16 protein-coding genes and 3 pseudogenes are annotated in these 21940 nt (G+C 36.3%); 13 read left to right on the forward strand and 6 right to left on the reverse strand.

Features of this window, described 5'->3' with window-relative positions:
- The 5 genes and pseudogenes from IPH52_16720 to IPH52_16740 all read left to right on the forward strand — a co-directional run bounded on the left by IPH52_16720 (position 1) and on the right by IPH52_16740 (position 3184).
- Positions 1-240: pseudogene (locus IPH52_16720) on the forward strand (3-isopropylmalate dehydratase large subunit).
- Positions 241-662: 422 nt separating this feature from the next.
- Positions 663-1251, forward strand: a pseudogene (locus IPH52_16725) (hypothetical protein).
- Positions 1252-1253: 2 nt separating this feature from the next.
- Positions 1254-1667, forward strand: a complete 414-nt coding sequence (leuD, locus tag IPH52_16730) for a 3-isopropylmalate dehydratase small subunit (GenBank protein MBK7056654.1) — start codon at positions 1254-1256, stop codon at positions 1665-1667.
- A gap of 284 nt (positions 1668-1951) precedes the next feature.
- Positions 1952-2342: pseudogene (locus IPH52_16735) on the forward strand (FKBP-type peptidyl-prolyl cis-trans isomerase).
- A complete protein-coding gene (locus IPH52_16740; GenBank protein MBK7056655.1) occupies positions 2342-3184 on the forward strand; it encodes an aminopeptidase P family protein in 843 nt (280 codons plus the stop codon). The pseudogene IPH52_16735 and the gene IPH52_16740 overlap by 1 nt, the downstream one beginning before the upstream one ends.
- 30 nt (positions 3185-3214) lie before the next feature.
- Here IPH52_16740 and IPH52_16745 read toward each other — a convergent pair whose 3' ends face one another.
- From IPH52_16745 to IPH52_16755, 3 genes are all read right to left on the reverse strand, one after another.
- Positions 3215-4369, reverse strand: a complete 1155-nt coding sequence (locus IPH52_16745) for a thioredoxin family protein (protein MBK7056656.1) — start codon at positions 4367-4369, stop codon at positions 3215-3217.
- A gap of 38 nt (positions 4370-4407) precedes the next feature.
- Entirely contained in the window at positions 4408-6312 is a 1905-nt protein-coding gene (locus tag IPH52_16750) for an NAD-binding protein (GenBank protein ID MBK7056657.1), read from the reverse strand.
- Positions 6313-6535: 223 nt separating this feature from the next.
- Positions 6536-7558, reverse strand: coding sequence for a hypothetical protein (locus IPH52_16755; protein MBK7056658.1), 1023 nt, complete (start codon positions 7556-7558; stop codon positions 6536-6538).
- Between the two features lie 83 nt (positions 7559-7641).
- Between IPH52_16755 and IPH52_16760 the strand changes: the two genes are divergently transcribed.
- Positions 7642-8307 (forward strand): DUF4956 domain-containing protein, encoded by a 666-nt coding sequence (locus IPH52_16760; protein MBK7056659.1) that lies wholly within the window; start codon positions 7642-7644, stop codon positions 8305-8307.
- 75 nt (positions 8308-8382) lie between these two features.
- On the opposite strand, the gene IPH52_16765 is transcribed toward IPH52_16760, so the two are convergent.
- Positions 8383-9306, reverse strand: coding sequence for a DUF1564 family protein (locus tag IPH52_16765; GenBank protein MBK7056660.1), 924 nt, complete (start codon positions 9304-9306; stop codon positions 8383-8385).
- Positions 9307-9933: 627 nt separating this feature from the next.
- Between IPH52_16765 and IPH52_16770 the strand changes: the two genes are divergently transcribed.
- Entirely contained in the window at positions 9934-11967 is a 2034-nt protein-coding gene (locus IPH52_16770; protein ID MBK7056661.1) for a cAMP/cGMP-dependent 3',5'-cyclic-AMP/GMP phosphodiesterase, read from the forward strand.
- An 8-nt stretch (positions 11968-11975) separates the two neighbouring features.
- Here IPH52_16770 and IPH52_16775 read toward each other — a convergent pair whose 3' ends face one another.
- Positions 11976-13163, reverse strand: a complete 1188-nt coding sequence (locus IPH52_16775) for a WG repeat-containing protein (protein MBK7056662.1) — start codon at positions 13161-13163, stop codon at positions 11976-11978.
- Positions 13164-13275: 112 nt separating this feature from the next.
- Between IPH52_16775 and IPH52_16780 the strand changes: the two genes are divergently transcribed.
- A complete protein-coding gene (locus IPH52_16780) occupies positions 13276-14184 on the forward strand; it encodes a DUF1566 domain-containing protein (GenBank protein ID MBK7056663.1) in 909 nt (302 codons plus the stop codon).
- A gap of 497 nt (positions 14185-14681) precedes the next feature.
- On the forward strand, positions 14682-15743 hold the full coding sequence (locus tag IPH52_16785; GenBank protein ID MBK7056664.1) for a hypothetical protein: 1062 nt from the start codon (positions 14682-14684) through the stop codon (positions 15741-15743).
- Between the two features lies 1 nt (position 15744).
- On the opposite strand, the gene IPH52_16790 is transcribed toward IPH52_16785, so the two are convergent.
- Positions 15745-17010 (reverse strand): SGNH/GDSL hydrolase family protein, encoded by a 1266-nt coding sequence (locus tag IPH52_16790; GenBank protein ID MBK7056665.1) that lies wholly within the window; start codon positions 17008-17010, stop codon positions 15745-15747.
- A gap of 130 nt (positions 17011-17140) precedes the next feature.
- Here IPH52_16790 and IPH52_16795 point away from each other — a divergent pair, with 130 nt between their 5' ends.
- From IPH52_16795 to IPH52_16810, 4 genes are all read left to right on the forward strand, one after another.
- The gene (locus IPH52_16795; protein MBK7056666.1) at positions 17141-18967 is read left to right on the forward strand and encodes a carbamoyltransferase; all 1827 of its coding nucleotides are present in this window, start codon (positions 17141-17143) and stop codon (positions 18965-18967) included.
- Positions 18936-19364 carry a hypothetical protein gene (locus IPH52_16800; GenBank protein ID MBK7056667.1) on the forward strand — a complete coding sequence of 143 codons (429 nt, stop codon included), beginning with the start codon at positions 18936-18938 and terminating at the stop codon, positions 19362-19364. Before IPH52_16795 ends, IPH52_16800 begins: the two co-directional genes overlap by 32 nt.
- 158 nt (positions 19365-19522) lie before the next feature.
- Entirely contained in the window at positions 19523-19924 is a 402-nt protein-coding gene (locus IPH52_16805) for a ribonuclease HI family protein (GenBank protein MBK7056668.1), read from the forward strand.
- Positions 19925-20012: 88 nt separating this feature from the next.
- Positions 20013-21677, forward strand: coding sequence for a hypothetical protein (locus IPH52_16810; GenBank protein MBK7056669.1), 1665 nt, complete (start codon positions 20013-20015; stop codon positions 21675-21677).
- The last annotated feature ends 263 nt before the right edge of the window (positions 21678-21940 follow it).

A 21940-nucleotide genomic window follows, 5' to 3' on the forward strand; every position in this document is an offset into this window, starting at 1 on the left:
AGTCAGGATATGGATTTTGCAGATCCGATTTCTGCGATTCAGATGAAAACCCTGATTAAAAACTGCAAAGAAAATAAAATTACTCTTTACGATCTCACCAATCCAGATCAGGGGATAATCCATGTTATCGCTCCTGAATTGGGACTAACGCATCCTGGGATGACGATTGTTTGTGGGGATTCTCATACTTCTACACACGGGGCTTTTGGTACACTTGCATTTGGAGGGAGAATTGGAACAGAGTGAAAGTTAGATTTTTTATGTCACTCAAACTTTGGATTTCAGCAAAAAAGAAACCTAAAACAATAGAAATTCATGTAGAAGGAAATTTTACCACACACACGTTATCCTAAAAGATATTATTCTTGCATATCATTGGAAAAATTCTGGAACTGATGGTGCTACTGGTTATATGATTAGAAGATACCGGTAGGGCTATTCGTTCTTTTTATCGATGGAAGGTCAATATGACTGGCAGCACAATATATCGATTAAGCCGGTGCTCGTGCTGGATTTTTTGTACCTGATGAAACTACTTTTAAGTATATCAAAGGCAAAGACCATGCACTCAAAGGAAACTTTGATATAAACATAATTAAGGAAATGGGCATTCTTATATAGCAACCCCAGCCCAGGGCTGTTTTACTTTTGAGAGTAAGACGATTGTTTTAAAAAAGCAGAAGATATTTACTCCTACCGTCACATAGGGAACTTCTCCCAGTCAAGTTGGCAAGTTAGCAATTGATGTTGTCCCGAATCCTAATTCTGCGACTGATCCAACTGTTAAGAAATCTATCGAAGGCGCTCTTGCCTATATGGGATTACAAGCAGGTCAGAAGATAACAGACATTACCCTGAATAAAGTTTTCATCGGCTCTTGCACAAATTCTCGTATCGAAGACTTACGAATTGCCGCTTCTAGCGCTGTAAGAGGGAAAAAGTTTCCTCTAAAGTGACTGCGATTGTGGTTCCCGGCTCTGGCAGCGCGGGTCGTGTAAAGCGTCAGGCGGAAGCGGAAGGTCTGGATAAGATATTCGTCGAAGCTGGCTTTGAATGGAGAAATCCAGGTTGCTCTATGTGTCTTGCCATGATAATGACGTTTTCTCACGAGGAGATAGATGTGCTTCTACTTCTAATCGTAACTTCGAAGGACGTCAAGGTAAAGGCGGACGCACACACCTAGTTGGACCTGCAATGGCGGCTGCCGCTGCAATCGAAGGAAAATTTGTAGACATCAGGTATTGGAGTTAATCATGAAAGCAGATAACTTTGGTTGCGGCTCTTCTCGCGAGCACGCACCCTGGGCACTTGAAGACTATGGGTTTCGCTCGATCATTGCTCCTTCTTATGCAGATATTTTTTATAACAACTGCTTTAAGAATGGAATGCTTCCAATCGTTCTTCCTTCCGAACAAGTAGATGAACTTTTCAAGTATGTAGATTCTACTCCTAACGCAAAGTTAGAAATTGATCTAATGAGCCAAACTGTGAAAGCGGGTAATGGCAAATCCTACTCTTTTGATGTAGATCCATTTCGTAAAGACTGTCTCTACAGAGGTCTCGATGATATTGGATTAACGCTCGTTCATGAAAATTCTATTACTAGTTTTGAAAAACAAAGACGTAGTAAATTTAGAAAGTGTTTGAAAGAGAATAAAGGGAAATAAGAATTTACCACGGATGAACACAGATACACACGGATGGATTTGGCAAGGTCATTAAGTTAAGAATTACACAGTCATTTCGAACCTCAGTATGTGAGAAATCTATCTGACAAAAATAGTATGAAGTTAACCTTATACTATTTTTGTGGTATAGACCTTGCGAAGGCGTTGGGTTTGCGACTAAGCAAACGGGAGGACGGTTATACTGTTCGAGGTGACAGGAGTAAGCCCCTTATCGGTGTCCATCGGTGGTAAAAAAATTGTATTTAATATTTAAAGGAGAAAGTATGTTTAAAATTTTGTTAGTAGCAAGTTTAGTAGCGTTTAGTAGCATTGGCGTTGGAGCTCAGGATGTAAAAGACCTGATCGTAAAAGATGTAAAAGTAGGAACTGGAAAAGAAGCCAAAGATGGAAATACGGTTACTGTGCATTACACCGGAACTCTAACCAATGGTAAAAAGTTTGATAGTTCTGTTGGTAGAGGACCTTTCAGCTTTATACTTGGTCGTGGCGAAGTAATTAAGGGCTGGGACAGAGGCGTTAAAGGAATGAAAATTGGCGGCATACGCAAATTAACCATTCCTTCTCATCTCCGGATACGGAGAGCGTGGTGCAGGTGCTGACATTCCACCTAACGCAACACTTTTATTTGATGTAGAGTTATTAAAAGTAGAGTAATGGAAACATACACAGAATCAGAACTAGAACTTTATAAAAAAGTTCAGAAGCTAGCTTATGATTCTGTGCTAGAAGTTAAATCTAAATTATCCGCAGGAATTACTGAAAGAGAAGCGGCGGATTTATTAGATGAAGTATTACAAAAAAAAGGAGTAAGGAATTTCTTTCATACCTCCTTTGCCTGGTTTGGAGATAGAACATCCTTCACCAATTTCAATAGTTACTTTGACTTTCAACCAACTAGACGCAAATTAGAAAAAGGAATGTGTGTCATTTTAGACACAGCCCCTACTCTAGAGGGAAGAGCCTGCGATATAGGATATGCATTTGCCTTTGGAGAAAATTCAATAGTAGAAAAAGCAATTTTAGATTTGGAAATTTTTCGTAAATTAATTTTAGAAGAAATTCTAGCTGAAAGAACGTTAAGCGAAATCTATACCAAAGTTGATAAGCTTATTTCCGAGATGGGTTATATGAACTGTCATAAAATGTATCCCGCCGAAGTTCTAGGTCATAAGATTGGTCGCCTGCCATTTTTACAAATTCCTCCTTTTAAAGTTTTTGGATTTCATGCGCAAACTTTCCTGTATCTGCTAGGCGAGACTGCTCAAGCAATGATTCCAAAGTTTGGTTTTGAAAACAATACAGTGGTTCCATTTTGGAATGGTTCATCAAATCATCGAGCAGAACCCGGACTCTGGGCAATAGAACCGCACATCGGCAAACAAGATGTAGGCGTTAAATGGGAAGAAATCTTAGTCGTAACGGATTCTACCGCTTATTGGTTGGATGATGATTTGCCTCATGTGCTTAACTGGAAAAACCAAAAACCCAATAACTAATCGTTATATCCAGATCACAGGAGAATAATTTTATTTTCCCTTTTTAGAATCCAGTTGAATTAGAAGCTTTTGTATAATCAGATTCAGTAAACTAATGCTATTGTCATAACTCTCGCCTGCTTCTTTCGCCATACGAATGCTATTCATTGTAACCAGATGAGACTCTTTGTATTTTCCAAGTTTAAATAAAACCTGTGCATGTGTTTCATGGTTTAAAAAATTTGGTTCGAGTTGAATCGAGCGTTTAACAAGAGTTTCCGCCTTAGCTAATACCTTTGGATCTTTTACTTTTTCAGAAAGTCGCCATGCAATAGCGTCTAAATCTTTCCAATCATTCATGGAATATTTTTCGGCATAGGCTACGGCGACTATCGCATAATTTTTCCAGTCTTCATATTTAGCATAGTAAGACATTTTAGTTAGATAGATTTTTTTTTCGACTACGTCCTTTCCGTGTGCAGGATAGAATTTTTCGCGATTAGCCGTTAAATAGCGAAATGGTTTAGACTTGATATCAAGAACGAAATCATCCATGATTTTCCAATTCTTCTTTGATAGAAAATCATCCTGGGTATCAAAATAATCTTCAAGCAAATCGGCCTTAACCTCACCGTGCGCCTTAAAGGAAGCAAAGATTAACTCATATAGAGTTTTTTCATCCTTACCGCCTTTCTCATATTTTCTTTTCAATTCATAAAAGGCTTTTTCAGGCAAAAAGGTATTAGCCACTTCAACCAGAAATTCATCGACTTCAAGGGGACCTTGAAATCGATGAATAATTTTTCCAGAAGAGTCGAAGAAAAGATACGATGGATAAGCTTCTACTTTATACTTTTCTTTAAATAAAAGCCCTTCCTCTTTTTCCATATCCATCTTGATGCTTACAAACTTTTCACCAAAATAATCTTCTGCTTTTTTAGTATTATAGACATTATCATCCATCCATTTGCAGGGATTACACCAGACTGTATAGGCATCAATGAAAATGTATTTTTTTTCCTTTGTGGCTTTAGCGAGAACTTCTTTCCATTCTGCCTTCATAAACGGAATTCCTACTTCTTTTTTAGGAGCCTCTGTCTTAGAAGGCTCGCTCTTTTTTAAATTATCCACATTAGATTTAATTACTTCTTGCGGAAAAATTAAATTAACCACAACAAAATAAAAAGCAAAAATTATTCTTTTCATAGGATTACCATTACCTTTAGATTTTACTACAATATAAACTAATCTTCTGCAAGGACGACGACTTTATCTTCCGAAGTAAACCGAATCATGTCAGACTTCTTAGGATTGATAACAACGCCATACGCTTTTGATGCATCATTCGCATTGGCATGAATTCTATATCCTATTGCGACTTGTTTCTTCTGAGCTGCTGATTCTAGCACTGTGTAAAAATTCATTGGATCGCCCGTTCTCACATAATCAGTTACAGGCTTTAAATAGATTTCAGACCCTTCTGCTTCAAAGAGAATATCGAATACTTTCTTCAATTCTTTCTTTTCTGAAAGCTGTGAGAGCATAAGACTGATTATCCGATCACTCACTATATAATCATCTGCTTTAGTTACTTCGGCAAGGGCACGATTTTTGTTGTCGAGCATTTCACTCACGATGCTTAAATTCTTATTTGTTTTATTGGCAATATCTCTAAGGTGCAGTAAGCAAATTAATGTCTTTGCGTCAGCCTCTTGAATATCCATCTCATTCGTATAACAGAGTATGATAATATGATTGAAGGAAGAGACATCTAACGAGTCTAAAATTTTTCGGTCGGTAATATTGGCGTTAATCACCTTCACCTTTTGTTTCTTGAGTTTAATACTGCTTAGCTCCGATTCTGTTTCTTCTAACTCAGAAACAATTGTGATTTCAGAGCCAGTTCCTACATAGTTTTCTAACTCACTTATTATCCTTGCTCCTTTCTCATTCCATCCAAGAAGTAAAGTCTTTTCTTTCTTTAAACCTTCAGGTTTAGGCGACTGAAATAAATTTTCTTTTATTTCATAATTGGATTTTTCTGTTAATAGAATAGTGTCATCATCTTCTGCAATCACAATGATGCTGTCCTTTTCACCAAAGACTGTATCCATAGGAGGATTGATTGATACGATGCCATCTTTCGACATTACTCCAATAACAGCAGAACTCTCATAAGCAAAAATTACTTCTTTAAAAGTTTTACCTTTTAAAGAAGACTCTTCTTTAAAATAAATTTCAACTCCATCAAAATCAAGTAACTCAGTATATACCACACTTAACCCGGATTGTCTGCAAGTCTGAGCAGTTACACGGGCGATTAAATCTGGGGATAATACATAAGTAGCCTCATCTCCACCAACCAGATTTGCTGCGGCTAAGTTTTCTTGGTGCTTCATTTCTGCAACGATATGGTATTTCCCTGTCTTTCGATGAGGATTGTTAGTAATCGCCAAAATTGTTTTAATTACACTAATGTCTGGATTTGGATCGTCCGGTGCCATGACTACAATGGATTTCGCTTCATCAAGACTTACAACTTCCAAATCGTTTACATCCATAGGACTACCGGTTCTACAAATAATGCGAGTTGTTTTTCTATCTGGAATTTTGGAATTTAGTTCATCTTCCATTTCGACCTTGTCTTTGTCCGCGAGGATAACAATGCTTGCCCTCTTGAGACTTGAATTCGCTATAATAATTTCAGAAATGATAGGGAAAATTTTTCCACTCCAACCTAATATGAGGGTTTGATTTGTTTCTAAAACTCTTGATCTACCTTTGCGCATTTCTTCGAGCTTTGCATCGAGTCCAGATGTAAGAACCCCGATCAAACCACTCAAAATAAAAATTCCTCCAATCGTAACAATAAGCATGATAAGACGATACGACCAACCGTTATCCGCTCCATCCCCACCGACGGCTCCTGCGTCTAACGCATGCATCAAGCTTCGCCAAGTAGCTTCGAAGAATCCAAGCTTTTCATCAGCGGTTAGAGAAATTTGACCAACAGTAATTATGGTTCCTGCGATGATGACGATTAATAAGGAAACAAGCGCTAACCAACCAATGATCGCAATCGTTCCCTTTGAAAGTGTGTTTTCAAACTCGTATTTGATTCGTTCTTTAATTCCAACTTTTCTGCTCATATTTTTTTCCTAAAAAATGTTTCTTCAAGACTAGCATTAGCGATCAAAACGATGTCCAGAAATTGCTTGGTTCGATAGAGACAAATTGCGTTAGCAATCTACTTTTAAATCGGCAACAATTTCTGGACAGTAGCTGCGAGCGCGGCGGTTGCAGCTTTTCGCAACCGAAATGCAATTATTATACTCTTTTATTTTCGGCTAATTTTTGCAAGGTAAGTTATTTTTACATATGGGGAATTTCGAATATATGAATCATTTCCTCTTTGTGCTTGCACCATTTTTCCTGATCTTCGTTTCGTTTATCTGATACAACTACAATCTCATGCATTCCAAACCAAGACACGCCCTCTATATTGCAGTAGATAATTTCTCCACCTAACCCCGCGTTTCCTTCGCGATCCCCGAAAGGAAAATAATAAAGAATTCCCTTATCCAACATTTCCCATTTTTCAGGATGAAGCTCTCCTACCCAAAGGGCAGAAGACATCTGTGAAACAATAACAACTCTACCATTTTCAATGTCCATATCTGAATAATCCAGGAAGTTGACTGACCGAGGTAGTTTAATCTCCGCAATCACAACCCAGTCATCAGCAGTTTCTTTTAAGACTTGAATGCGTCCGTTTCCACGGGTCTTTTCTTTGTCGCTATTACAAAAATTTCCTTCGCAAAGTCCAAGAATAAAATTTTCTCCATTACGGGTAATGAACGTTATTCCCTCAAGACCTTTATTTTTCTTTTCTAATTCAAACTTGACAAACTTCTTTTCTTTGAAATTTAAATCTGCATCCAACTGAACAATTGCCGGATAATGTCCATTATTCCGCTCTAATGATTCAATCATAACATAAAAAGATGATGGCTCTAATTCGCGATAGGTAATTCCTTCATAATTTGATTTATCCAACAGTTTACCTTTTAAGAAATTGGAGTCCGAAAGTCCTGTAAGAGATGATTCGATTACTCCAATTGCAGCAGAATTATCGAAGACTACGTAAAAAAGATTTTCCTTTGCAAACACTCCACTACCTTCAAAATGAAAACTCTTTTGATGACCTTTGAAAAGCTTGTAAAACTTTTCTTCGCGAATAGCATTGGCAAGCACCGCCTTGCTCGGAGACCAAAAAGCTTTGGGGCTACTTTCGTGTCCATAGAGTCCTTCCTTTTCTCGCTGACAGGAAAGAAAAAGCAAAGCAAACAAATTGCAAAGAAAGTAAAAAAGAATTCGATACGAAATAGAATACATTTCCCTAAGCTACTAGAATTATTTTCTATGTCTATCTAAAACTTGGTTGTATAAAATGGACGAAGCAATAAGATTACAGAGAAGTGGATTTTGATTTTATTAAATTAATTTTACAGGCACCTGAAAAACAAGACATTGTGCCAATGACCGAACTTGCATTTCGAATTGGGATTGCAACATTCCTCGGCTTTCTCGTAAGCGGAGTATCCTATCTAACCTATACAGGCAAGAATTATGATCGTTCTGTCATTCACTCTCAAATTATTGTTACGATTGTTTTTTCTATCATGATCAATGTGATTGGTCAAAACCTCGCATGGGCAGTCGGGATTTTCGGGTCTCTAAGTTTCATTCAGTTTCGAACAACGCTGCGCGACGCGAAAGATACAGCAACTTTTTTCTATTCAGTAGTCACTGGAGTCGCTTGTGGAGCAGGATTTATAAACCTAGCAGTTTTTGGTTTTTTGGTGATGAGTGGGGTGCAAATAATTTTGAAGTATTTGCCACCACTAGAAGTTCATCACACATATATCAAATTTAATTGCAAAAATGTTGAATCGAAAGATGCAATTAAAAACTTTTTAAAAACACAACGGGTTAAATTTGAATTAACCGCAATCTCTGTAAAATCAGAAAACCTGACCTTTGCTGTGAGACTTCCAATGGAAGAGGCTTATGAAATCGCAAAAAAAGCAAAATCTAAAATACCGGAGATAATTGAAGGTTTTAGTTTAGATCGAGAGGTTTGAAATTGGTATGGCTTTGCCATGGAGGGGTATGTGCGGGTAATTTGGGGTATCCGGTCTTTGTGAAAAATGGATAGTCTATGAGGAATTGCTTTGTCGAAATTGAAAAACTGCGGAGTAGTAATCTCTGTTGTGACATAAGTATAACTTTGCAGCCAAGTCTAAACTGGGTGTCGCAGGAATTCCGACCGACCACAAGAAATACGATAGGGCTTGCGCAAAATCGGTAGAATCCGCAATTAGTAAGTAAATCAAAAACGCGGAGATTGACATCCCAAAACTAACTCGATAGAGTTTTAACTCAGCCCAATCAGCAGGATTAGGACGAAAGCCAATCTTTTTCAAATCCTGACCTTTTTCCTGATACTTTGTAGTTAGATTTGAATAAGCAGGAACTAGCCCATTGGAAATATGAATTCTATACTTAGATAGCAGATAAACGATATAAGCCCGCACTCCTCGATGTTCTCTGACTTTCGTATAGAATAAGGATAAATATTTTTCTGGAATAAGAATACTAGATCGAATATCACTACCTTTGTAGTTTTCTTTTGGAAAAGAAATTTTTCTATTTGTGACTGTTTTTCCATTTTCATATCCATCAGCAGTAAAACCAGCATATCGCTCCTTTGCTTGTTTCAGTGCCTTTCCTAGAGCCTCATTGAATCCGAGCGGCAACTCTTGATTTGGCGGAACAGGCGTGTTTTCAGAATCGTTTTCCCCAAAATTGCAACCTTCTACAAATTGGTTATTCTGAGTAAATGCATGTTCTTCATGTCGCAGGAGCAAATAGTTTTCTTCTTCCGAACTTACACGGGAATTTGGAAGCCACGTCCAAAGACTTGGATCATCCGCAATTTTCCCTGAATCATCATTTAATGAATTTACCAATCTCGGATCATCAGACATTATTTGAACATCGCCTTTTTCTGTCTGTTCATCTGATTTACCATTATCAGAAATTAAATCGTTCTGATTTTTTTCATTACTATCACTGTTCATTATCGATCCCCTATAATATCAAAATCATGCGCTTACAAAAAAATTTTGAATTAAAAAAAAGCTCTCTCCATTAATCTATATACCCTTCCTTTTTTTCTAATGATATATACTCAAGTCAAAGTGACTTTCGGAAAGATCATCCTGTAAATTTTGTTAATCCTGTCTAAATAATCTTTTTTCATAAAACCAAACTATCCTATTTACATTGGGTTTTAAAAAAGATTTTAGTGCGCTATCTTGTGTTTTTTTTTCAAGTTTTTATATTTTTTTAAACATATTGAAAAGTCTCCAAAATATCTTTTATAGAAATCATTGATTTTATTGATTCATTTCTTGTATCAATGTAAATCTTCTTGAATGCCAAATTATATTTTCAAAGTTCAAGGTTGCCATTGAAATATTTAGAACGAATTTCGCTCATTCCCATTTCAGAAAATACTGATGACTCAGTATAAAAAAGTTGACTCTTTCTATCATGCTAATTCGATTAGTAAGTAAGGTTCAAAAATGAGTAGTCATGATGAGAAAAATCCGTGCCTAATTTCCCTCCCTCGTGGAGGCTATTTAGTCAAGACAGATATTTCCGCAATTCAGTTTGGTTCTCCCCCGGAGACCATCAAAGATACAATGTTTTTAGAGGGTGGAGTTCCACAAGTTTTTGTATTACCATCAGAATTTTTTAGTTGGACAAAAGGAATCAGCGTTGCCGAATTAGAATTTCCCATATATTTTAATTTCTTCTTCAGAAAAAAACGAACCTTTATTATTTGCAGTGAAGAACAATTTCGGCGATTCAAGAAAGTTTTGCGTGAATCTATTTTTGGTCCTCGAAATCTAGATGTAGCAAAAGATTACGAATTGTTGAACGGTGACACCTATGTTCCTGATTTAAAATCAGAGCATAAATTTTTCAGTAGCACTTTTAAATTTCACGAAATGGTTGGATTCGGAATTTTTAAAGATGATCATTTCACTATTCAAGGAACCACAATTAAGAAGAAGGCTAACGGCGATTTTTCGGTCTCTATTGGATCACATCATATTACTGACGTTCCGGGTAAGATGGAATACAAAGCTTTTTATAATATCAGTGAGCGCCTACGCGAACCATTTATTCCACCTTTATTTGGCGTTACCTGCTTGGGTCCTAGTCATGGTTTTGATCCAGACGAAAATACTTCCGGCTTCATTATTTGGCTAAACCATTTTGGTATCATGGTAGATCCTCCCGTGAATTCTACTGAATGGCTTTTAGATTCAAATGTAAATCCAAAGTTCATAGACTCCATTATACTAACTCACTGTCATGCAGATCATGATGCTGGAACTTTTCAAAAAATTTTAGAGGAGGGAAAGATCAATATTTACACAACGGAAACTATTATGAATAGTTTTCTTTATAAATATTCTGCGTTTACAAATGTATCAAAGGAATATTTAAAAAGTCTTTTTACTTTTCATCCAATTAAAATTAATAAGCCAGCTTTCATCTACGGTGGCAAATTTGAAATGTTCTACACATTGCATTCAATTCCTGCGATTGGATTTAAAATGGAATTTCAAGATCAATCTTTCGTTTATTCTTCCGATCACAACAACGACCCAGAGATTCATGAAAAATTTCTGCGGGAAAATATTATTAGCCGCGAACGTTACGATGAATTAAGAAAATTTCCTTGGAACTCCAAAGTGATTTATCATGAATCAGGCGTTGCGCCATTGCATACTCCGATAAAATTTCTAGACTCGCTACCAGAAGACATTAAGGAAAAAACTGTTGTCTATCATATTGCGACCAAAGACTTTCCGAAAGAAACAAGTTTAAGACTCGCTAAATTTGGAATTGAGAATACTCTCTATTTTCCAGCAACTCCTCCCCAGTTCGAAAAAGCAAGCCAAGTTCTAGGCGTTTTAAAGAGTCTAGATTTTTTTGAAGGACTCTCAATTAGCAAAGCGATGGAGTTTATCAATATCGTAGAAGAAGTTACCTTTAAAAAAGGAGATTTGATTATTCAAAAAGGTGAGATAGCGGATAAATTTTATGTAATTTATTTTGGGAATGTGTCAGTCGTATCAGAAGGACTTGTTTCCAAGAAAGTATATGGCACCTATGATTACTTTGGCGAAGTAGCCTTGATTACAGATCAAAAAAGAACTGCGGCTGTGGTTGCTGAAACAGATGTCGTTGCTTATACTATTACAAAAGATAGATTTTTAAGTTTTATTAGTGGAACAGAATTTGAAAAAACGCTAGTAAAAGTAGCAAAAATGAGAGATGCCGAGTCCTGGAATGTTCTATCTAGTAGCGCCTTCCAATCATTAACCGCAACTCAAAAAACACTTTTAGAGTCCATGCTCAATCCGGTTGAAATTCATCAGCCATCTATCCTAATTCAAGAAAGCACACCTTTGGACAAAATCTATATTATCCGTCAAGGCGAAGTTAAAGTAGAAAGACGGGGAAAACTGAAAGGCATTTTGAAACGAGGAGACTTTGTTGGATCCATGCTCAGACTTAAACGGGGACTTCCATCTGAGTTTACCTATATCAACGAAGATTCTGTTTCTCTTTATTCAGTCACACATGCAGACGTTGTTCGCTTTGTTACAAAAAATCCAGGCTTGATGATGAAACTTGTCTACGATTTCAGTGACCGATAAGTAAATTTTTATTTTACCACAACTTCTTTCGCAATGTCTTCTTTGCGGATAAAGCCATATAACCCTGTCTTTTTTACCGCAGCAAATCCTTCCGAAAAACTTTCCCCATTTTCAAATTGCGGTTTCACCACATAATCCCCAAAACGATTGATATATCCAACTTTATTATTGACTGCTACAACTGCGAGATCTTCGGAGAATGAATCTGCAAAATCATACTTAGCTTCGATTATTACCTTACCAGATCTATCGAGATAACCATACTTTTCCCCTTTCATGAACACTGCTCTTCCTTCCTTGAAATAGAATGCATCGTGATACATCTGCTCTAATTCTGGTTTTACTATCCATTCGCCTTTCTTGTTGATATATCCGTATTTACCGCCGACACGCACACGGGCTAAACCCTCCGAAAAAGAATTTGCAAAATCAAAACTATTCTGAATTGCCCGCCTACCATATCTATTAATAAAGAAAAACTTCTCATTTTGTTTTACAACAGCAAGCCCTTCTCTAAAACTATTCGCTTCTTGAAAATGAAGGGAAATAACAAGTAGCCCCTTCTCGTCAATATATCCAAATTTTCCACGTTGGCTAACACAAGTTAGTTCTTTTTGAAAGGATTCGACTAAATCATAAATTGGTTCGATGATGACTTTTCCTTTCATGTCGATAAATCCATATTTGCCGTTCGATTTAAACCAGGTAATTACGTCTGTAAAATTTCCTGCTTCTTGGAATTGCAAAGGTATTACAATCTTTCCGTCCTTTCCTATGAAACCCGTTTTATTATTCTTAACAACCCTCGCAAGTCCATATTGAAAAGAGTAGTTCGGATAATCATAATTAGTCGGAATCACTAGTTTGCCTTCAAGATCAATATATCCTTCTTTTACTTCTTTCCTCTCCTGATACTTTACATAAGCAAGTTTATCTTGAAACGATTCTACGATTCCAAATCGCGGCTCTATATGAAATTTTACTTTTTCTTCATTCCAAATTAATTTGTATGATGGCTCTGGCTTTACTATGCTTGCAACTTCTTCCCATTTTTCTTCTTTGCTTTCTGGAATCACGGAAGGAACCTCTGTCTCAGCTTCAACGAGGATCGGTTCTTGTTTTTTTTCAAAAAGGTTACAAGAAAGAAAAGCTAAAATAAAAGGGCATACAAAAATTAGTCGAAAGGAAATGTTCATGAGGATAGATTTCTTGTATCCGAATAGCTTTCAAGGAAAAAAGGGGATATCTATACATTCCAGTATCTCGAATAAAGATTGAAATTTATCTTGCAGATGATATTCTGTAAAGATGTTCCAATTACAAACCTTTCGACTCTTGAAATTAACTATCTTGGTATTAGGTTTACTCGTCGGTTTAAAAGGATACTCATCTCATTTATTTTCACACTCAGAAACCGTGGAGGAAAAAAACAGAATCTACATCGCCAACCTTAGTATCGCCAATGACGTTCCTGAAACCATACGAGAAAGCATCATCACAAAACTCAAATCTCATTTAGTGGAAAAATTTGGAGGGAGTTACAATATTATTTCTCAATCTGACTTAGATTTGCTTTTACGACAAGTGGAAAGCCTTCAGCGGCAAGGACGTGATACAAAAGAAATCCTTTCAGAGATTGCCGACGCACGAGATGCAGATGAACTAATTCACGGAAAAGTTTTTAAAGATCAAGGTCAGATTAAACTTCTTTTAAATAATCTAAAACGCGATCCAAAATCAAAAGATTTTTACACAAAATCAATAGTCGATATTTCTTTTTTTGAAAATGATTTTGATTTTTATATCAAGGAAGCTGCTATTAAAATTTTGAATCCTCGTTATAGAATTAAAAGCGGCGAATCAGTAATAGCCGCAGAAAAAAAGAATTCAATTTCAAAACCAGAAACTATTAATTATTCAGAAAATAAAATAGTTTCTATAGGAAACGTTGGATGGGGCAATTTTGAGGGTCTAATGAAATGGGATGACGCGGTCGATATATGTGAAAGCAAAGGTATGAGGCTTCCAACACCTGAAGAATTGCGAGACATGGCACAATTAAAAAATCATATTCTACGAGAGCCTTGCTGCGTTTTTTGGTCTTCTAAATCGAACAGTAAGGATTCTGATTATGCTTATTACATAGACATCAACGATGGCTACGGAAATTATTACCATAAGGATATAGACGTCAGAGTCCGCTGCGTTAAAAAATAATCTACATGAATGAAAAATATACACTAGAAAGAAAAGGCGAAAAAGCTTCCATTTATCTAAGACTTTTCTTAGTTACCATTTTCTCTCTCGGAGTGATTGTAGGAGTCCTAGTTCAAAATGAAGTTCCTAAAATTATTGGCAACTATTTAACAGGGATTTTCATTTACAGTCTTTCTATTGTAGCTTCGCTTTATAACCTTTCCCGTGAACGTTACAATCCCTGGCTTAAATACTATGGCATCGTTTTCGAGTTAATTGGATTTGCATTCGTAATTAGCGGCTATTTACGGTTTGACTCGAAAGACGAAATTGCCAGAGGAGTAAGAAGTATAACCTTATTCGGTGTCTACTTTCTATTAATCGCAGGAGCCAGTTTACGTTTTTCTCCCAGGTTTAGCCTAATAGCTGGTATCCTTACATCATGCCTATTTACCATTCTATCAATTATTTTCGTGCAAGTAGTAAAGAGAACTCCTGGTCCCGGCGCTCCATTTGACATGTCCTTTGTAGTTATAAATAGTTTATTCTTATGGGCAATGGCAATTACCACTACAACGTGCACTCGATATGTAAGAGAGTTAGTAGAAGAGCAGATTGAATCTAAAAACAAAGCAAATGAACAATCCGAAAGTCTAACTAAAATTATCTCCGAAACAAAACATGCTATAAGTGAATTAAACTTAGTCTTTAGTAGTATGAATGAAGTAGTGACAAGTAACAAAAATCTCAATCATGAACAATCACAACTCATGGATGAAATTAGCAATATTATTGATCAATCGAATGCAACTACTCATAGTATATTAACTCTTACCTCAACCCAAGATAATATTTCTGAAAAAAATTCAACCTCCTTAAAAGACCTCAATTCTGCAATGCTTGAAGCAGAGCGGGTAAATCAAATTATCTCCATCAAAGGAAGTGATGCATTAAAACGAGCAGAAGCTGGAGAAGGAGAACTAAAAGATACCGTTCAAGAAATGGAGAATATTAAAAACATTTCGACAAGGGTATCACATATTGTTTCCATTATTTATGGAATTGCAAAGCAAACCAATCTACTTGCTCTAAACGCTGCAATAGAAGCAGCAAGAGCAGGAGACCAAGGAAAAGGTTTCGCGGTGGTAGCCGACGAAGTAAGTAAACTCGCCGACCTCGCTGGAAGAAATGCGTCTCAAATAGGCGAATTAGTCAAGGAAATGAATGCAGCGACCCTAAAAGGAGCAGGCAGAATTCAATCAGTCGTTAATTCTATCCGCGATATTGTGCAGGGAATTCGACTAATCGTATCAGAGCTTCATGAAATGGATGAAAAGGTTAAAAAAGAAATGGTTCTAATTAAAGAAGTTCTAAATCAGAACTCTGAAATGCAGAGCATGTCTGGCAAATTAAAATTAACCTCAAATGATCAGGGAAATTACAGCAAGGAAATCTTACAAAACATCCAAACTATTCACTCCCGCTCTCGTAAAATTTTACAAACGGCAGTCGTGTTAGAGGAAAACACCGAATTACTGCAAACGATTACTGCGCGATTGAATCAAAATATTAGTTCATAATTCACTCTTTCAGAAAAGGAAGTATTTCATCCGCTAAAATCTTAGCACTTAGAATATTTCCCTCGGAAGTTGGATGTCCGTCTTCAGGAAGCATGTAAATAAACTTATTCTCTTTACGCATTTCAATATCCGCTTCTCGAAATTTAGCGAGGGGATTAACATGAGTAACCCCATGTCTCTTGCAAATTGCGTCAATAATATTTTCCGGTGTATTTTCCTTATCAAACTGAGGCTCATAAATTCGCACAAAAATTGGATAGGTATATACAATCAGTTTAAATTTTTTGGACTCACTCAATCTTTTCATTTTAACAAGAGTCTCTTCCCATTCCTTCCACAACTCCCATGTCTCAACATCTTCCGTTCTTGTATAAGGTACGATTTTTCCTTCATTTCCTAAATAATAGAACGTAAGCAAATTCTCGATATCTTGCTTTCCTATCTTTGCTTTCATAAAAGCCATTACATCATTTGGCCAGGCAATATGCGATATATGCGCCTTAGCCCCAAACTTCCCTCCTATGAGTTCATTTTGTTTCATTTCTTTTAATTGTCTTAGAAAAATTTCTCTTTCTTTTTTATATTTGCCTGCAACAAAAAAACGAATCGGACCGAACCAACCAATTTTTTTTAGCATATCATATGTAAACGCATCCGTGCTACTCTTCTGTTTTAAATCAGCAATATCATTTTCACAAAAAGTAAGTAAAACAACATCGGGAGCAAATTTAAGATCATAATTTTTCAAACTCTCATATGAATGGGTGATTGTAGATGCTGTCATTCCTGCATTTAATACTTCAATGGCTTTTACATTCTCAGGCTTTCTCTGATTTAAAACTTGCTCTAAATGACTTGAAACAGTATTTTGATCTGAAACTTTCCAGCCCCATGTAAAACTATCACCTACTGCAATTACTCGCTTTACTCCTGGAACCTTTTCTTTTTGAACGGGTATCGTTCTCCTATAACCAGAAAAATAAGTAACATTCTCTCCGGCAAAATTTAACGTTAAGCCATCCGGAGTAGATTTTCTTAATTTAGATTGAGGTAGATAAATAAGTATATCTCCTTCCGTAAGCTCTTTTTCAAAATTCGGATTATCTAGCCTAATGTTAGAATCTAAGAATGTATCAAACCTAAATCCAGGAATATGATTTATCTTACATAAGCCAATGAAAAACCAATGTAACAAGAGGATAAATAATAGAAAAGTAATAAGACTAAAAGAAAAAAGTTTAAATGTTTGCCTGTTTAAGTATCTCAAACGGAATCCTCTGATAATTTGCAGAAATATAATGCTACAAATGAAACGAGACGATAAATCTTCAAGAAAAAAACATCGTCACCACTTATCTAATTTACAAATTGAGTCCTCTTAAAATTATTATCCCTGTATGAATATTTTGGGAATATCTTGTTTTTATCACGATAGTGCAGCTGCCATTTTAAAGAATGGCGAAGTAATCGCAGCTGCACAGGAAGAGAGATTTACTCGCAAGCGTCACGATGCGAATTTTCCAAATCGCTCCATCGAATATTGCCTACAAACGGCAAATATTAAAGTAAGCGATTTAGACTATGTAGCTTTTTACGATAAACCTTTTTTGAAATTTGAGCGCATCATCGAATCAGCGCTCAGTGCAGCACCGAAAGGATTGCCTACTTTCATGAAAGCGATTCCTATTTGGATGAGCCAGAAACTATTTGCAGGCGAAGAAATCAAAAAACAATTAGGTAAAAAGGAATTCAAAGGAAAATTAATTTTCCCTGAACACCATGAGTCTCACGCCGCAGCAGCTTTTTTCCCTTCTCCCTATTTAGATGCCGCTTTTCTTACAGTCGATGGTGTAGGAGAATGGACAACAACTAGCTTCGGAGTAGGAAGAGACAACCGAATCGAAATTTTAAGCGACATCAAATTTCCTCATTCACTTGGGTTACTATACTCTGCCATTACTTATTATACAGGATTTAAAGTCAATTCCGGTGAATACAAAGTAATGGGATTAGCCCCTTATGGTGAACCAAAATATGTGCAGTTAATATTAGATAACCTCATAGATCTAAAAGAAGATGGCTCTTATAAAATTAATTTAGAATACTTTGATTACATTGGCGGAGAAAAGATGACAAACAAAAAGTTTGATCAACTTTTCGGAGCACCTGCGCGTAAACCAGAAACTAAATTGGCACAGCGCGAAATGGATCTTGCGCGCTCGATCCAAGAAGTTGTAGAAATCGTAGTTTTAAAAATGGCTAAACATATTCACAAGACAACGGGCATGAAAAATCTTTGTCTATCAGGCGGTGTTGCACTGAATTGTGTGGCTAATGGCAAAATCCTCCGAGAAGGTCCGTTTGATGATATTTGGATTCAGCCTGCGAGTGGTGATGCTGGCTCTGCTCTTGGGGCTGCGCTCATTACTCACTACCATGTAAACAATGCACCTAGAAAAGGAACCAATTTTGCAAAGATGCAAAAAGCTTCCTACTTAGGTCCTGAATACAGTGAAGAATACATCGAAAATTATCTCAAAACAAACAATATTCCTTATGAAAAAGTAGCAAAGACCGAAGTTGCAAAGCGAACTGCAAAAGTTCTCTCAGAAGAAAAAGTAGTCGGCTGGTTTCAAGGTCGCATGGAATTTGGTCCAAGAGCTTTAGGTGCTAGATCAATCATTGGAGATCCTAGATCTCAAAACATGCAATCTATTATGAATTTAAAAATTAAATTCAGAGAATCCTTTAGACCATTTGCCCCTTCAGTATTGCGAGAAGATGTTTCTAAATACTTTGAACATAACGGTGATTCTCCTTATATGCTAATTGTTGCCCCTGTCAAAGATTCAATTCGAATTAAAATGACACCAGAGCAAGAAAAGCTTTTCGGAATCGAAAAACTAAATGTGCCAAGATCTACTTTGCCTTCTATTACCCACGTTGACTATTCTGCGAGGATTCAGACTGTTACCCGCGAAGATCATGCAGCTTATTATGATTTAATTTCTGAATTTAAAAAATTGACTGGCTGTAGTGTTGTGGTCAACACTTCGTTTAACGTTAGAGGCGAACCAATCGTATGCACACCTGAAGATGCTTACAGATGTTTTATGCGAACAAACATGGACTATTTGGTTGTAGAAAATTTTATCTTGGATAAAACAAAACAACCTGAACTAAAAAATGATAATGACTGGAAAAATGAATTTGAACTCGACTAACCAAGAATCTAAAGACAAAGAATTAAAGTCCTTCTCTCTCGGCGGTGGAATATTTTTATCAGCACTTGCAGCGTTTTTGTATTACAAAGAGAAAATTGAAATTTCTTATGCGTTAGCAAGTCTGGGTAGTGCATTCCTACTTATTCGAGTGATAAATTTCAAATGGATTCTACCGGTTCACACTGGTTGGATGAAGTTTGCTCATATATTAGGAGTTGTTAATACTCGTATTATTTTATTTGTGGTATTTATCCTTACAGTTGTTCCGATTTCTCTTTTGCTCAGACTCTTTCGAAAAGATATTCTCGATAAGAATTTACAGAAAGAAGCGGTCACTTATTGGAACGAACGACCAAAGAAAGAAATGAATATCAAACACTACGAAAGACATTTTTAAAGAGGTTATATGTTATCTTTAGTAAAAGAATTTTTTGAATTTTTAATGGAACGTAAGAAGTTTTGGCTAATCCCAATTATCTTCTTACTAGTATTATTATCAGTATTGCTAGTTATGACTCAAGGGTCAGCAATTTCTCCGTTTATCTATACTTTATTTTGATCTACATTTATTGCGATGGGGCATCTCGGGGAAATCCAGGACCTGCCTCCATCGGAGTAGTTGCCTACAGAAATAGTGAATCAACTGAAGTAGTTTTCACTATTTCTGAGAAGATCGGCAAAGAAACAAATAACGTAGCCGAGTGGACAGCCTTGCTTTTCGCCTTGCAAAAATGCAAAGAATTATCCGAAAAAGACCTCAAAATTCATTTAGATTCTGAATTAGTTGTGCGTCAAATGCAGGGGATTTATAAAACAAAAAATCCTGAGCTTCAAAAAATAAAGCAACAAGTTGATGCTCTAAGAAAAGATTTTGCTAGCATAGAATTCAATCATGTGCCAAGAGAAAAAAACAAAATGGCTGATAAACTTGCCAATCAGGCTCTAGATCAAAAATAAAATCAATTCCGACTTAATTAAGTCTTGATTTATTACAGGTTATCTATATAAGTGTGCAAAAAAATAATTAACGGTGGCTTCGATGACTTTGAGAACAATCAAGATTATACTTTGCACTCTCCTCTTTTTAAGCATAGAGATTTATTCAGATACGTTTATTCTAAAAGATGGTAAGAAAATTAAGGGAACACAAATTGAGCGAACAAAACAAATCCTTAAATACAAGGACGTAAATGGTAAAATAAAAACCATTCCTATTGCAAAGCTAAAATCTGTTACACTCGATAAGGCAGTAGAAACAATCCCGACTAAAACTGCAAAAGAACCGACTGACGACTCAAAACAAAATGATTCTAGTCTAGCCGAGAAGATTAAGGAACTCTATGAGAAAATAGAAATTCTAACAGAGAAAAATAAAGAGCAAGACGAGAAGATAAAAGAACAAGCAAAGAAAAACGAAGAGTCTTCCGCAAAAGAACCATTATCCCCTTCAAAGGATATTACAAATACGACAAATAAAGAAAAGGAACAATATACTTCAACTGCCGGATCGAAAAGCGTGCATCCTCATCCTGCTCATCCATCAGAAGAAAATAACGAACCGAGTATTGAATTAACACATGAAGTGGTCTCGGACTTTATTTGGCGTGGAAATAGTTATGGCGGAGAATATTTAAGCCGAAGAAACAACACTGCCTACAATGGCACGACCCAATACTGGGCATATCAACCAAACATCAGACTGAATGCTCCCATTAAAGGTCTTTATTTAGAATTTTGGGGTAATCTGGCGTTAGTCGGTAGAGAAGATAGGGATTCGGATATGCGGATATTCCAAGCTAGCCCCGGTGCTGGCGCCATTGATCCAAATGCAATGTTTTCAAAATTAGATTCTATTCAAGCTGATCCATCCACAAACAATGTCATCAACTCAGGATTATTCTTTGACCCCGCTCAAAATATTGTAAATGCAAAATGTGAATCAGATGGAGCAAACGGTTGCACTGATCCAAGTGTATCCTTTGTAGATCCAAGATCAGTAAAAAAGCACAAAGAGAAAAATGGAATGGCAAGAACAGATGGAGGTTTCACCACATTTGCCTACAACTTTCAAAATAAAAAATTCGGCGACATTACCTGGGGGATTTGGTTCTATTATCAATTTGATAAAAATGCAAAGTATTCTTGGGATGAATATTTCATTTTTTGGGGATTGCCTTTCTTAGAACAAACTCTCAAACCAACCATATCATTTTACACACAATCCTCCTTTGATTACAACTCAATCTATGCCGGCGGGCATTATGGTTCGTTTGCTGTTTCTCACACCTTCTTTGAAGGGAAATTTTTTAGAGTTCAACCTTCCTCTAATCTTGGTTACAAATACCAAAACGATAACATCAATCAGAAATCCGGATTTTATGATTTAAGCACAAGTCTAAAGTTCTTTTTTGCTGATTTCTTTTTTAGCTTAAACCATGTTTATCGACCTGATGTATATATGTATGACAATGACACCTGGTATTACACTTTGTCACAAGGAACCCAGGCACAACCAAATAGAAGTCAGTATGATGGAAAAACGGTCGATCCTTCGAAGTTATACGGTGCAAAAAATGAAGCAGTCTATTCTGCGATTGATAAACTAGATGCTCCCAATGAATTAAAAAGTTATGCAAAAGCAGAATACCAGTCGCAAAAAATTGTCCAAAACTTATTTTACATTAGTTTTGGTTACAATCAAAAGTTTTAATTCTAATAAAAAGTCCATTCACATTTGTGGGTAAGAATAATTATCCACAAATATAATTTTATTGGAAGCAAACCTAAGCTAAACTATGATTTGGCTTCTCAATTATATGTCAATAAACCAAACCCATTGCGCAAAGCCAAAAAAAAGATAGAAATACTAGCAAAGGATTTAAGTATGGGGATATAGACAAGCTAGTTTGATTTTAGTAATTTGTCATCCTGAGCGTGTCGAACATTTCTATTGAGTATGGATTCGACAAGCTC

Source organism: Leptospiraceae bacterium, from assembly GCA_016708435.1.
GTDB lineage: Bacteria > Spirochaetota > Leptospiria > Leptospirales > Leptospiraceae > UBA2033.